Source organism: Parashewanella sp. 2210YD4-3, assembly GCF_056591735.1.
In genome coordinates this window covers 76470-90040 of sequence record NZ_JBWQOG010000002.1, presented here as the reverse complement: position 1 = coordinate 90040, position 13571 = coordinate 76470, and the positions used below count along the sequence as shown (strand labels likewise).

The window sequence follows — 13571 nt, the reverse complement described above, 5'->3', positions numbered from 1 at the left end:
TGAAGAGTATCACCCGTTTATTTATAGTTGTAAGAAAAGTTTATGAGGACAAGGTAACCAATGGCTAGTCAGCTAGGTGGCGTTTACGGCGGCATCGATTTCGAGTCTGAATTTTCGCAACTTTTTCTGGGGAATAGTTCAGTTGGGTCACAAAATGTAAAAGATAGAAATTGCTTAGCAGAGGCACATTACAATGTGCACTTGCTTCAGGATGATCATTTTCAGACTCCACTTTGGCAAGTGAGCAATAATAGCAATTTTTTTCTAACTGAAGCCTATCAAGACTCACGTTGTGACGAATCTCATACTTCTTCATATATGGTAGGTAAACGTGGAAAAAATAGTGCGGCAATTTGTTTTCAGAAGGCTACGATGCCATTTGAAGCTATTGAACAAGATAGTAAATCTTGCCTTGTATCTAGCCGTGGGGTTATTAAACAAGATGAGATATCGCTAGAAAAGATAACGCTAGAAGAAATAAAACCCAACGATATTAAGACAATAAAAAAGCCTCAATATCCCTCAACGTGTAAAGAATGGCTTAAATGTGCATCAAAGGAGGTATCTGACGATAACCCGCAATTAGTGTTGTTATTGGACTTAGACGAAAGTGTATTTCACCTTGATGAAAGTATAGGAAGAATTAATTTTCTTTCTCCTGTTAAATTACGAGTAAAAGTAGATGCTCGCCAATTACTTGCGCGTGTTTTTATCGATGTTAACGCTTTTCGACAATTAGCTGGCTTTGCTCAAAGAAAGCACGCTATCCACGTATTGACCAGTAACGTCTATGTATACGAAGACTTACAGCAATTATTTGAAGGATACGGAATACCTTTGCCTCGAACTTGTTATCACGACAGAGTCACTATGCTGAATTATGTTGCAAAAATAAATGAGTTCACAAAGGAGGAAATAGATAGCTATGATTTTTCTGATCTCGATCAGGCTCAACCTTTTATTGACTATCTAAGGTTTGGAAAATATCAATATTTCGAACAATTTGAGTTTTGTAATCAAGCGCTGTTATTCGATGACTTACCTGAACATAAGTCTGAATATTCATTCTATATACAAGCCGATCCTCAAATCCCATTTCCTGATCTAACCAATGGGGAATATGATGAGACTCTTAGAGTCTCATCATTAGTGGGTTGATTACTTGTGATAGGACAAGCAAGCATCAACTTCATTGCGAGAACCTAAAATTACAGCAACACGTTGATGGATCTCTGTTGGCTCTATATCCAAAATATTTTCATAACCCGTTGAAGCTTTACCTTGTGCTTGTTCAACTAACCATGCCATAGGATTGGCTTCGTACATTAAGCGAAGCTTAAACGGTTTTGCTAGATTCTTGGTATCGGTTGGATAAGTAAATAAGCCACCACGAGATAATACGCGATGCACATCACCCACCATGGCAGCAATCCAACGCATATTAAAGTTTTTACCACGAACGCCAGTATCGCCCTTTAAAAGATCATCAATGTAGCTTTGCATTGCAGGTTGCCAGAAACGCTGGTTAGACATATTGATGGCAAACTCTTTAGTATCAGCAGGGATGGTCACATTCGATTCAGTTAACATGAACTCATTGCTGTCAGGACACAGAGTAAACATAAATACGCCATTACCTGTAGTCAGGGTTAGCATGGTTGATGGGCCATAGAGTACATAGCCTGCTGCCACTTGATTGCGACCAGCTTGTAAAAACTGCTGCTGAGTCAGCTCACCATCTTTAGCGGGCAATACTGAGAAAATGGTACCAACCAAAGAGTTAATGTCGATATTTGAAGAGCCATCCAGTGGATCGAAACTCACAAGGAATTCACCGTCAGTATTAGCGGCTACCACATCATCTTCCTCTTCAGAAGCAATGCCTTTTACCGTTGAATCTTCTGCTAATGCTGTTTTTAACATGTCGTTGGTGATGACATCGAGTTTCTTTTGAGTTTCACCTTGAACGTTTTCCTGCTCGGTTGCTCCTAATACACCAGCTAAAGCACCATGCTGTACAGCATGACTGATTTCTTTAGAGGTATTGATAAGGGTGTGAAGTAATTGGCTTAATGATGGAGAAGCAGGCGTCTCTGCTAAAAACTGAGTAAAGGTTTGCATTGATGATCCTTAAAGCAAAAAGAGGGAGCTTTTGCTTGCGGATCATACCTTAGCTTTAAAGGAATTTCATTTTGAAAGTAATCATTGGCTAGTGACACAAGTGTTCATAATATATTGCAGCAATGATATTTATTGCGCTCCTGCTTCTGTTGTTGATGTTCTTGGATATTATATTGCCTTAGAGTACCTGTGTCTGGCAGTAGTGGGGTATGCTCATTTATGGTTAAGTGCGGTGTTAAATGATTATCTGGTCGTAATGGGGAAGATTCATCACTGCCAGCTTGGGCTGGCATATTATTGTCTGGTCTAAATGGAGTTTGTTCATCACTGTCTGAGACAGGTGATAAATCACTCTCTGCAGGTAAAGCGTTTCCTTGTGCATTATGAACCATTAAATACTCTATTATATTCATTCCCTCAGGATTCAACTGCTGTTGCTCTGATTCTTGTGTCAGAAGCTCTCTAATTGCATTTTGTTCTTTTTCTAATTGAAGTCTCGCTTCTTTTTGATCGACACAGTCTAGAGGATGTTCCCCCAACATACCTATTTTCAAGGTTTCATCACAATCCATGCACGAGACTTCAATATCATTGGGGTTAGTTTGTAGGTGTTTGCTCTCAATTATTGCTCTGGCAGTGTCGATTTCAACTGGATCGCAATTGAAAGGACAACGGATTTGGGTACTTTCAGATGTCGAGTCGCTTTTTTCAAGCACGTATTCTGGCGTGTTTTTAAACAAATCGTCTAAACACGGTTTACAAAAAAAGTGGAGAGTACTACCACAAAAATTCAACATCGCTAGGTGTATAGTGCAAATCCCACAACGATTAGCTTCGTTTTGCGGCTTAAACTTCCAAGTCCGATTACTATATTCGAAGTTATAACCCGTAATATCGCCTTTACTTTGATTGTTACCTATAGTCTCTGGCTTTAAAGATTCTAGCTCTATTGAGGCATGGATAGATTGTGCAACAGCCATGTTCTTTTCCTGTTAAAATAATGAACAATCTATCTGTTTTTTAAGTGTTCCCCCATAGTTATGAAGAAAGCTTAATTCTGAGTTTACCCTCTTTTGTACATTTCTCTTTTAAGCCTGTTCTGGCAGAATATCTAAATCAATTATTATCAAGGTTATAACAATGAAAAAAACTTGGCTCACGATGGCGATAGCCAGCGTTACCTTGTGCATAAGTAGTCAACTTTATGCTGCTAACTTACCTACGTTAGATCATCACATTGTAGGAGGAAAAGAACCTCTTACTATTGAACGTATGAACGCTTCGCCAGCTCTAGCGGGAAAAAGCCCGAGAGGGTTAAAGTTATCACCTGATGGTAGCCGAGTAACCTACCTTGCAGGGCGTGCAGATAACCAAAGTTTTTATGATTTATGGCAGGTGGATGTAAAAACCGGCAAAACCAGCATCCTAGTCAATGCTGATAAGTTAGCTTCTGGCGAGTTATCGAATGAAGAAAAAGCCCGTCGAGAACGTCAACGGATCTATGGTCAAGGGATCATGGAATATCAGTGGTCAGCTGATGGAAAGTATGTGTTGATCCCAGCTAGCGGCAAATTGTATTTATTCACTGTGAGCAGCCAAAAAGTAACGGAACTCCCAATTGGTGATGGTTTTGCTACCGATGCTAAATTATCTCCGAAAGGTCATTTTGTTTCGTTTATTCGAGGTCAAAATTTATTTGTATTGAATTTAGCCAATAAAAAATTAACGGCGCTAACCAAAGATGGTGGCGGCGCGATTAAAAACGGCATGGCTGAGTTTGTCGCTCAAGAAGAAATGGGACGTTACACTGGCTATTGGTGGTCAGCAGATGAGTCAAAAATCGCCTTTACTCGTGTTGATGAGTCTGGAGTAGAGTTAGTCACTCGTAATGAAATTTATGCTGATGGTATTAAGTTAACTCAACAGCGTTATCCGTATGCAGGTAAAACCAACGTAGAAATTGGGTTGGGCATCGTTGCAGTTAAATCGGGCAAAACTCAGTGGGTCGATCTAGGTAAAAACAAAGACATTTACCTACCTCGCGTGAAGTGGTTGCCTGACAGTAAGCACTTATCTTATCAGTGGCAAAGCCGTGATCAACAGGATTTACAGTTACGCGTCGTTGATGTTTCTAAACCTAAAACCTCCAAGTTGTTGGTTCAAGAGCGCAGTAAAGCGTGGATCAATCTTCATAAAAACTTACGCTTTTTGAAGCAACAACCAGATTTCCTATGGACCTCTGAGCGTGATGGCTTTTCTCATATCTACCTTTACGGTGTCGATGGCCAGCTAAAGCAACAGCTGACTGAAGGTCAGTGGGCCGTCGATGCAATCTCTCATGTCGATGAAAAGTCTGGCTGGATTTACTTTACCGGTCGTAAAGATACGCCTGTAGAGCGTCACCTCTATCGTGTGAAGTTGACGGGTGGCAAGATAGAAAAGCTCAGTAAAAAACACGGCATGCATAAAGCAGTATTTGCCAAGAAAAAGAGTATTTATCTTGATTACTTCAATAGCTTAACTCAACCACCACAAATCAGTTTACATAATTCTACGGGGAAACTGATTTCTTGGATTGAGCAAAACAAAGTGGCGAAAGGGCACCCGTTATATCCGTATGCAGGCTTATGGCAGACTCCGCAATTTAAAACCCTAAAAGCGGAAGATGGACAAACCCTGTATTCACGCTTATTCAAGCCAGTGCCGTTTGATGCGAGTAAAAAGTATCCGGTTGTGGTTCGAGTGTATGGTGGTCCTCACGCTCAGCGCGTAACTAACAGCTGGTCATCACAAGATTACTTTACTCAATATCTTGTGCAAAATGGCTTTGTGGTATTCCAACTGGATAACCGTGGTAGCGCCAATCGTGGCACTAAGTTTGAGTTCCCGATTTATAAGCACCTTGGTGACGTTGAACTAAACGACCAAAAAGTAGGTGTGGATTATCTAAGAACTCTATCGTTTGTTGATAAGAAAAATGTTGCCATTTACGGTCATAGTTACGGTGGTTATATGGCGCTAATGGGTATCTTTAAAGCGCCTGATTACTTCAAAGCTGCGATTTCTGGTGCGCCTGTATCGGATTGGCATTTATATGATACTCACTACACTGAGCGTTACTTAGGCAATCCAAATACCAATAAAAAAGGTTATGAACTCAGCAGCGTAATGCCTTACGTTAAAGGTTATCAATCTGGCTTGTTGATGTATCACGGTATGGCAGACGATAACGTGCTATTTGAAAACAGCACTAAAGTCTATAAAGCATTGCAGGACCAAGGTAAGCTGTTCCAGATGATTGATTATCCGGGATCGAAGCACTCAATGCGCGGTGAAAAAGTCAGAAATCATTTATATAAATCACTGGCTGATTTCTTAGAGCGTGAATTGAAATAAGCTTTTTCCCAGCTACAAGATGCTGTAGCTGGGATGATTTTCCGAGTCAGAGGAAACCTTTATGTCCGAACAAGAAAATAAACATAAACAGCGCCAACAAAAGTTAAAGGCCTCAGTTGATGCCAAGATTGAAGCCGCCCAAGAAGCAAAAGGCATTCTTTTAGTGTTAACGGGCAATGGTAAAGGTAAATCTACAGCAGGTTTTGGTACGGTGGCGAGAGCCATAGGTCACGGCAAAAAAGCGGCAGTAGTGCAATTTATTAAAGGCACTTGGGAGTGTGGAGAACGTAATGTGCTAGAAAAGCTTGGCGTTGAGTTTCATGTGATGGGAACGGGCTTTACATGGGAAACCCAAGATAAAGAAAAAGACACCGCAGCAGCGATAACCGCTTGGGAAGCGGCGGAAAAGTTACTGTCAGATGAATCCATTGATTGTGTATTGCTGGATGAACTGACCTATATGGTGAGTTATCACTACTTGGATGTAGATAGAGTCATCAATGCCTTGAATAACCGACCTGAAATGCAGCATGTGATCATTACTGGCCGAGCTTGCCACCGCAAAATCATCGAACTTGCTGATACTGTGAGTGAAGTGAAACCAATTAAACACGCTTTTGAAGCAGGAATCAAAGCGCAAATCGGGTTTGATTATTAATGAAGATCTTCCCTCTAATTTTATGTTCTTTAGCTCTTTTATCATTATCAGCTACAGCTAAACCCGCTAAACGTATTATCGCCTTGTCTCCTCATGCTGTTGAGCAGTTATATGCTATCGGGGCTGGTGACTCGATAGTCGCTGCGGTAGATCATGCCGATTTTCCTGAGCAAGCTAAACATATTCCATCCATTGGTGGTTATCATGGCATTCAATTAGAACGAGTACTTGAGCTCAATCCCGATCTTATTGTGGTATGGGGCAAGGGCAATAAACCCAAAGATATTGAACGCTTAAAACAACTTGGTTTTAATCTTTATGATAGTAGCCCGAGCACATTAACGGCTATTGCCACGGACTTACTGAAGCTAGGGGAGCTAACAGGGCATCAACAGCAAGCCAAAAAGGTAGTGACTCAATTTAGACAGCAGTTATCTAAAATTCGCAATGACAATGCAACTAAGCAAAAAGTAAAAGTGTTTTATCAGTTATGGTCAAAGCCGTTAATGACGGTGGCGAAAAACAGTTGGATCCAACAATTAATCTCCGTTTGTAATGGCGATAATGTGTTTTATTCCGCTAGCAGTGATTATCCGCAAGTTAGCATTGAGAATGTGTTGATCGCGCAGCCACAGGTCATATTACAAAGCCAAGATGAGGGCAATATACAAGGCATTGATTGGAATAAGTGGGCGAACATTCCAGCGGTGAAGCATCATCACATTTACCAACTCGATGCCGATTTATTACATCGCCCAACTCCAAGAGCCATTGATGGTGCTAAAGCGGTTTGCGCTGCGCTGGATAAAGTTCGTAAACAATGACCAAAAAAGTATGACGAGGACGTTATGAAGAGCGCTAAGTTGATTTTTTTACGTCATGGTGAATGTCATGGTGGCCAGATTTTTCGTGGTCGTACCGATGTTGAATTAACCGAATGCGGCGAACAGCAAATGCTTCAGGCTACGACGCATTTATCTACATCGCAATTATCTGTGTATTCATCACCACTTCAGCGCTGTGCCTCTTTTGCCAAGCAATTTGATCCAAATTGTAAATTCCTTACTTCGTTGTCTGAATTTGATTTTGGTGATTGGGATGGAGAAGCGGTTGAGATCATGATTAAGCAATTCCCAAAAGCAACATCGGCATTTTGGGATAACCCTTGGAAATACCCTCCGCCCAATGGCGAGACGATGGTAAATTTTGAAAGCCGAATTAAGGATGCGATAACCCAGATCATCGATGATTTGTTGTTACCGTCTGAATATGCCGATGATGGAGAGCAGCCAGCGGCATTAATTGTTACTCATGCTGGTGTTATCCGAACCGCAATAGCATTAGCACTTGAGTTACCTCAGGGCCATAGCTTATTCAAAAACTTCAACTTACCATATGCTTCTATTGTGGAAATCAGCGTTTTTGAAGATGAGTTGGGTAAGCGTTATTTTAGGCTGAATTGGCCACATCAACCACAAAAGGTGTAAGTTGTTTACTATTTCAAAATCGGCTGCGTCTAACGCACAAGAAATTCTGCATCACATAAATAATAAAACCAAGCCAATGGGAGCGCTAGGCCAATTAGAGGAAGTGGCATTTCAAGTGATTTCGGTGCTTGGGCAGCAAACAACTAAACTCAATCCACAAGTTATCGTATTTGCTGCTGAGCATGGCATTGCCGATTTTGGGGTTTCCATTGCACCAAGTGAAGTTACCCAGCAGATGGTGGCAAACTTTGCTTCCGGTGGCGCAGCCATTAATGTGTTTTGTCGTCAGCATCAATATCCACTACAAATTGTGGATTGTGGTTTGAGAGCTGAGATGACGGATATTGAAGGAATAACAGCTCAGCGGTTAGGCACAGGAACCTTTGCGTTTCATCAACAAGCGGCGATGACTCATGCACAAGTTGAACAAGGCTTTGCCTACGCTAAGGCTCTGATTGCATCTCATGTGGAGCACAATAAAAACATCTTTGCTTTTGGTGAAATGGGAATTGGCAATACCAGTAGTGCATCAGCCTTAATGTCGGCATTATTAAATCTACCCGCTTCTGAAACTGTCGGCCTTGGAACGGGGATTATCCCTGAAACCTTAGAGAAAAAGAGCGCCTTAATTGAGCAAGCATTAACACTTCATCATGATAGTTTAACGGATCATATTTCCATTTTAGCTCATTTAGGTGGTTTCGAAATTGTGCAGTTAGTCGGGGCCATTTTAGCGGTAGCCGAACAAAAGAAGCTGGTAGTGATTGACGGTTTTATTGTGACAGTAGCGGCTTTGTTTGCGACTCGAATCGCCCCTGCATGTCGTGACTATTTTGTTTTTGCTCATCAATCGGAAGAGCAGGCTCATGAAATCTTACTCATAGAGCTTTCCGCTAAGCCACTGCTGAATTTAGGTTTGCGTTTGGGAGAGGGAACGGGTGCGGTTTTAGCACTTCCTCTGATTGAATCGGCATTGGCCTTTTATCATCAAATGGCCAGTTTTGAAGACGCTAAGGTTGAAAATGTCGTTGAATAACAACTCTATACTCCAATCATGCCTGCGGCAGTTAGATTTATTCTTTATCGCCTTAGGTTTCTTCTCACGTATTCCAATGCCTAAGTGGGTAGAGGTAGACTCGGATAAGCTAAACCAAGCCAGTCGTTATTTTGGCTTAGTTGGGCTGCTTATCGGAGCGATTACCGCTCTGATCTTATGGTTTTCTTTGTTTTATTTTCCTCCTAGTATTTCTGTACTCATTTCCATCATAGTTAGTGTGGTGGTAACAGGAGCGTTCCATGAGGATGGTTTAGCCGATACCGCTGATGGTTTTGGTGGTGGCTGGACTAAGGACGACAAGCTCAAGATCATGAAAGACTCTCGTTTGGGGAGCTATGGTGCTTTGGCCTTGATCTTAATTGTTGCTCTAAAGTGGATGTTATTAACAGAGCTAGCGACGTTGGATCTCAGTTATGTTGTTGTCGCTATTATCCTTGGACATGGCTTAAGTCGAGTGCTTGCAGCGAGCCTGATCTTCACTGAAGTATATGTACGAGAGTCTGATGATTCCAAGTCTAAGCCTTTAGCTAATCAACAAAGCTTGAGCGAACTGGCTATCTTACTGACGACCGCTGGAATGGCATTGTTGTTGGTGGATATCAAATTAGCTGTGAGTTTATGCATTGTGTTAGTCGCTTTTCGGTTTTTTATTGTCAGTTGGTTCCGTCGTCAAATTGGTGGCTATACCGGTGATACTTTAGGTGCGGCTCAACAGCTCTCAGAAGTGGCGATATACATCACATTACTAGTGGTGGGAGGAATGGGGTGATCCATTTAGTTATCGGTGGCGCGAGAAGTGGTAAAAGCCGTTATGCTGAATCACTTGTGTCGCAGCATTGTTCTAATGCTAAGCCGGTTTATGTTGCTACAGCCCAAGCAAAAGATGATGAGATGGCACAGAGAATAACTCATCATCAAGAGCAACGTCGTAAAGGTGAACTTGCTTGGGTGACAGTGGAGCAGCCTTTAGATCTTGTTTCTTGTCTCATTGAATTGCCCAGTGATGCCGTAATATTGGTAGATTGTTTAACGCTTCTACTCACCAATGAATTGTTGGATAACCAAATTACATGGCTACAGCGTAAGCCTGCGTTATTGGATTATCTATCTAATACGAAGCAGACCATTGTACTGGTTTCAAATGAGGTTGGCAGTGGCATAGTGCCACTAGGTGAGTTATCTCGAACTTTTGTTGATGAAGCTGGTTGGCTTAACCAAGAGGTTGCCACTATAGCTGATAACGTCACCTTAGTTGTTGCAGGGTTACCTATGCAGTTAAAAGTGTAATGAGCGTTTACATCACTTTGATTGTTGAAATAAGTCTTGATGAAAAAACGGTGCCATTGCCAAGGTAATGGCTTGTTCATACGTCGATTGGCGTGTGGCCAATCCTTGGGTAAGTAACCCAATCGCTCCACCTTTTTGTTTAATGTTTTCCGTACCAAATAATTCATCCATTACATGGCCTAACTCTATTCCCTGATTCAATTTCTCAAAAACAACCGAGGGAAGCGGCAACATTGCACTACGGTTAATTCGCTGCTGTTTCAAGTCATCAATCACAATGTAGGCAAACGTAAATACGCCATCTTGGTTTTGCTCTACCCCACCCTCAATCGCAATATAAAAATCGGCTTGATAATGCTTTTTGCAATATGCCACTCGATTTATTGCGCCTTGGCGAGTTTCTTTAGCTGTCATAGGTTGATCCTCGACAAAAGAAGGAGCGTCTTCACCAATCGTGACGACTTGAGCGTTGGGATAGAAAGCTTGAATCGCTTGCTGGCTTGCATTGATTTTTACGGGATTTTTAGAGCCGACAATGACGTTAATAACTGACATAAATGAACAATGGATGGAGTGATGACTGAATTTTAAAAAATTCATCTTCAAAATCATACTTTTTATTTCATTTATCAACTGACCCAAACAAAAGGTTGCCCTGAACTCTGTGAGTTTTTGAAAATTGACTACACTAAATTCAGTGTATTTGCGCATTGCTGCTATTTATATTTTTTACTAGGGACAGTTAAAAATGCTCACCATCGACTCTTCAGCAAAATTTGCTTTATCTGTAGATGATGTGTGTCAGATGTCACATCATCAGTTGAATGACCCTAAAGCCTTTAGAAAATTTCATCAAGGTGTGGAGCTCAGCCCTGAAGCTCTATTATCTGAGCGTTGGTCAAATATCAATACGGGCGTATCGCAATTTCTTGCTCACACCATTAATTTCATCATGCTTGAAATGCTGCCTAATTTTTACAGTTTAAAAGAGTTGGAAAAGCAGGGCGGTGTAATCGGTTTTCAAGTGATAAATGTCGGTGGCTATACCTTATACAGCCTGAATCAGCGAGTGGTGGTGCTCAATGGTTTGCCTTTCAATATCGAAACGGAGCAAGCGGTCATTGATATCGCTATCACCTCCGACATTTTTATGGCGTATTTAAGAGGATTATTGCTCAGTGTTTCTGATGATTTATTAGATTCAGATGATGAAAACGAAGACAGAGAGTTAAGCAATACTGAATTACAGCTTTACGGAATGCCTGCTGGTGGTTTTGGTGGTTTTGGTAATTTTACTGGTGGTCTAGGTTCTCTTGGTGCTACGTCTCCTGGTATTGCAGGTGGAACAGGGAATATAGGTGGCATTGGTGGTGCAGCAGGAGGGGGAGGCGACCCTTTCACGGTCTCCGCTTGTGGTGTAGATAAAGGTGTTGGGTCTCATTGTGTAGCCGATGCTGACGCTTGTGGCAGAAATTTTAAAGCGGGTTCACTTTGTTCTGTGGATAGTGATGCTTGCGGCTCAGATAACGCAGCAGGTTCGGTTTGTTCTAGTGATGTTGGCGTCTGTGGTGCCAATGTTGAAGCTGTTCATGTTTGTAATGCAGACGCTTCAGCTTGTGGTGCACACGCTAGTGCGGCAGATGCCTGTATAGCCAATACTGGTGCTTGCACTGCAGACGCTGATGCTGCAACGGCTTGTGCGGGAAATGCCGATGCTTGTGCTGGTCATGCTGGGGCTGCTAATGCTTGTGCGGGAGATGCAGATGCCTGTGTTGCTGCCGCAAGTGCAGGTGATTTATGTGCAGGAAAAGCAGATGCTTGTGTGGCGGATGCTGGTACAGGAATTTGTGCAGGAAATGCCGAAGCTTGTGTTGCTAAAGTTTTAGATCTTTGTGAGGCCCATGCTGGAGCATGTGTAGTGGATGTAGATGATGGCGACCCAGTAAGTGCTTGCATCATCAATGTTATTCCAGGCCTTCCTTCATGTTGATATTTGTATAGGGAAAAGCAAAATGCAATCGGTGACTAAACAACAAATCAAAAGCTTGGCTGAGCGAGTATCAAAATATGATATACAGATTGATTCGTCTCAGTTGACCCATTCTCAATACAATATTCCTGTCACACTGAAAAATGACGAACACTTGTTATTCAATAGTCAAACTCGTGCTCTGATTAAATTAACTACTACTGAGTATGAGCAACTTAATGACCTAACATTAGTGCCGTCAGCTCAATTAAAGTATTTTTTTGCTAATGGTTTTTTGGTGTATAAAAATGCCAATGAACTTGAGCAACTGGAAATGCAATTTTCTCGAATCCGCACCGATAATTCATCTCTGACCTTAACTCTTGCTCCATCATTAGGATGCAACCTTGCTTGTGGTTATTGTTTTCAAGGCATAGAAAAAGCACAGGATAAGTTTGATGCAAAAGTTAGCCAAGCCATCATTGAACACATAGAGATGCAAAAACATCAATTAAATCATCTTTCGATCACTTGGTATGGTGGCGAGCCATTAATGGCCAAGCCGGCTTTATTAAAGTTGGCTGATCGAATGATTGCTTTATGCGATATGAATAAGATCAGTTACGGCTCATCTATTGTTACCAACGGTTATCTACTAACCGTTGAAACGGCGTTAGAGCTTTATGCTCGCCGTTGTACATGGGCTCAAATTACCATTGATGGCCCTCAAGAAATCCATGATCAAATGCGTCCCAAATTAAATGGTCATGGTAGCTATAAAAAAATTATCGAAAACATACAGGCTGTGGTTACACAAACTCCACTGGGAATCAGCACTCGTGTTAACGTTGGTCAAAATAACCTAGAGCATTGTGAAGCTCTGCTCTATGAACTGCATCAGCTTGGCTTAGCGGACACCGGTCGCTTTAATCTGTATTTTGCTCCTATTGATGCATCCACTGCTGAGAGTGGAGACGCTTTCAATCAAAGTCTATCTAAAAAGATATTTAACCAAAAAATCTTAGAGTTTACTCGGCTGGGACAAAAGCTTGGTCTTATTCGTCCTAAATCAGTACCAAGCTCATTTCTTGGTATGTGCGTTGGAGCAAAAAATAATGGTCTGGTGGTTTCGGCTAACGGTGACCTACATAAATGCTGGGAAACCATGCACGATCCACAAAAAAAGATAGGCACCATTTTTGACTACAACAAAGCGCTAGAGTCGAGAAATAATCAGCTTTGGCAACAATGGTCTCCTTTTGATAACGATACCTGTCGAGCCTGTAAAATTCTGCCTTTATGTGGTGGCTTTTGCAGCCATCGATTTGTGTATCATGGTGAGGGTGATCAGAAGTCAACCCCTTGTCCAGATTGGAAATGGAATACAGCAGAAAACATTTTTTCACGGGCGCTCAATGCTGGTGTGGTGAAAAAAGAAGATTGGTTGGATTCTCAAGCTACCATAGACACAAAAATTTCAGGTGAACGTCACAACACCAATAGCTTAAAACAGTCTCAGCAGATTTTGCACAACAAACTCAATGAGTTGGGATATAAAGATAATGCGATTATTCATATCCAGTCGGTAGGGTAAGC

The 13571-nt window shown here is 41.6% G+C and carries 13 protein-coding genes; 10 read left to right on the top strand and 3 right to left on the bottom strand.

The features are described from left to right. Nucleotides 1-60: 60 nt before the first annotated feature. On the top strand, nt 61-1158 hold the full coding sequence (locus tag AC1EU0_RS03645; RefSeq protein WP_480300576.1) for a hypothetical protein: 1098 nt from the start codon (nt 61-63) through the stop codon (nt 1156-1158). Here the strand turns inward: AC1EU0_RS03645 and AC1EU0_RS03640 are convergent, their stop codons facing one another. Then, nucleotides 1159-2121 carry a class 1 fructose-bisphosphatase gene (locus AC1EU0_RS03640; RefSeq protein ID WP_480300575.1) on the bottom strand — a complete coding sequence of 321 codons (963 nt, stop codon included), beginning with the start codon at nt 2119-2121 and terminating at the stop codon, nt 1159-1161. It abuts the gene before it with no gap. 104 nt (nt 2122-2225) lie between these two features. Continuing rightward, entirely contained in the window at nt 2226-3101 is an 876-nt protein-coding gene (locus AC1EU0_RS03635; protein WP_480300574.1) for a hypothetical protein, read from the bottom strand. Between the two features lie 160 nt (nt 3102-3261). Here AC1EU0_RS03635 and AC1EU0_RS03630 point away from each other — a divergent pair, with 160 nt between their 5' ends. From AC1EU0_RS03630 to cobU, 7 genes are all read left to right on the top strand, one after another. Beyond that, the gene (locus AC1EU0_RS03630) at nt 3262-5517 is read left to right on the top strand and encodes a S9 family peptidase (protein WP_480300573.1); all 2256 of its coding nucleotides are present in this window, start codon (nt 3262-3264) and stop codon (nt 5515-5517) included. Nucleotides 5518-5578: 61 nt separating this feature from the next. Further along, nucleotides 5579-6175: a cob(I)yrinic acid a,c-diamide adenosyltransferase gene (cobO, locus tag AC1EU0_RS03625; protein WP_480300572.1), complete on the top strand. Its 597-nt coding sequence runs from the start codon at nt 5579-5581 to the stop codon at nt 6173-6175. Beyond that, nucleotides 6175-6999 (top strand): cobalamin-binding protein, encoded by an 825-nt coding sequence (locus AC1EU0_RS03620; protein ID WP_480300571.1) that lies wholly within the window; start codon nt 6175-6177, stop codon nt 6997-6999. Before cobO ends, AC1EU0_RS03620 begins: the two co-directional genes overlap by 1 nt. A 24-nt stretch (nt 7000-7023) precedes the next feature. After that, nucleotides 7024-7662 (top strand): histidine phosphatase family protein, encoded by a 639-nt coding sequence (locus AC1EU0_RS03615; RefSeq protein WP_480300570.1) that lies wholly within the window; start codon nt 7024-7026, stop codon nt 7660-7662. Nucleotide 7663: 1 nt separating this feature from the next. Next, on the top strand, nt 7664-8698 hold the full coding sequence (gene cobT, locus AC1EU0_RS03610) for a nicotinate-nucleotide--dimethylbenzimidazole phosphoribosyltransferase (RefSeq protein ID WP_480300569.1): 1035 nt from the start codon (nt 7664-7666) through the stop codon (nt 8696-8698). Beyond that, complete coding sequence (locus tag AC1EU0_RS03605) at nt 8685-9488, top strand: adenosylcobinamide-GDP ribazoletransferase (protein WP_480300568.1); 804 nt, start codon at nt 8685-8687, stop codon at nt 9486-9488. Before cobT ends, AC1EU0_RS03605 begins: the two co-directional genes overlap by 14 nt. Then, entirely contained in the window at nt 9485-10006 is a 522-nt protein-coding gene (gene cobU / locus AC1EU0_RS03600; protein ID WP_480300567.1) for a bifunctional adenosylcobinamide kinase/adenosylcobinamide-phosphate guanylyltransferase, read from the top strand. Before AC1EU0_RS03605 ends, cobU begins: the two co-directional genes overlap by 4 nt. 12 nt (nt 10007-10018) lie before the next feature. On the opposite strand, the gene yjjX is transcribed toward cobU, so the two are convergent. Further along, nucleotides 10019-10561: an inosine/xanthosine triphosphatase gene (gene yjjX, locus AC1EU0_RS03595; protein ID WP_480300566.1), complete on the bottom strand. Its 543-nt coding sequence runs from the start codon at nt 10559-10561 to the stop codon at nt 10019-10021. 193 nt (nt 10562-10754) lie between these two features. On the opposite strand from yjjX, the gene AC1EU0_RS03590 reads away from it, so the two are divergent. Both AC1EU0_RS03590 and AC1EU0_RS03585 read left to right on the top strand, forming a co-directional pair. Then, the gene (locus AC1EU0_RS03590) at nt 10755-11996 is read left to right on the top strand and encodes a hypothetical protein (protein ID WP_480300565.1); all 1242 of its coding nucleotides are present in this window, start codon (nt 10755-10757) and stop codon (nt 11994-11996) included. A gap of 22 nt (nt 11997-12018) precedes the next feature. Further along, nucleotides 12019-13569 carry an SPASM domain-containing protein gene (locus AC1EU0_RS03585; RefSeq protein WP_480300564.1) on the top strand — a complete coding sequence of 517 codons (1551 nt, stop codon included), beginning with the start codon at nt 12019-12021 and terminating at the stop codon, nt 13567-13569. The last annotated feature ends 2 nt before the right edge of the window (nt 13570-13571 follow it).

What these genes read in the sequence shown, in the direction of transcription:
- AC1EU0_RS03635 (WP_480300574.1), bottom strand. Translation starts at nt 3,101, where the DNA reads ATGGCTGTTGCACAATCTATCCATGCCTCAATAGAGCTAGAATCTTTA.
- AC1EU0_RS03640 (WP_480300575.1), bottom strand. Translation starts at nt 2,121, where the DNA reads ATGCAAACCTTTACTCAGTTTTTAGCAGAGACGCCTGCTTCTCCATCA.
- AC1EU0_RS03590 (WP_480300565.1), top strand. Translation starts at nt 10,755, where the DNA reads ATGCTCACCATCGACTCTTCAGCAAAATTTGCTTTATCTGTAGATGAT.
- yjjX (WP_480300566.1), bottom strand. Translation starts at nt 10,561, where the DNA reads ATGTCAGTTATTAACGTCATTGTCGGCTCTAAAAATCCCGTAAAAATC.
- AC1EU0_RS03645 (WP_480300576.1), top strand. Translation starts at nt 61, where the DNA reads ATGGCTAGTCAGCTAGGTGGCGTTTACGGCGGCATCGATTTCGAGTCT.
- cobO (WP_480300572.1), top strand. Translation starts at nt 5,579, where the DNA reads ATGTCCGAACAAGAAAATAAACATAAACAGCGCCAACAAAAGTTAAAG.
- AC1EU0_RS03585 (WP_480300564.1), top strand. Translation starts at nt 12,019, where the DNA reads ATGCAATCGGTGACTAAACAACAAATCAAAAGCTTGGCTGAGCGAGTA.
- AC1EU0_RS03620 (WP_480300571.1), top strand. Translation starts at nt 6,175, where the DNA reads ATGAAGATCTTCCCTCTAATTTTATGTTCTTTAGCTCTTTTATCATTA.
- AC1EU0_RS03615 (WP_480300570.1), top strand. Translation starts at nt 7,024, where the DNA reads ATGAAGAGCGCTAAGTTGATTTTTTTACGTCATGGTGAATGTCATGGT.
- AC1EU0_RS03605 (WP_480300568.1), top strand. Translation starts at nt 8,685, where the DNA reads ATGTCGTTGAATAACAACTCTATACTCCAATCATGCCTGCGGCAGTTA.
- AC1EU0_RS03630 (WP_480300573.1), top strand. Translation starts at nt 3,262, where the DNA reads ATGAAAAAAACTTGGCTCACGATGGCGATAGCCAGCGTTACCTTGTGC.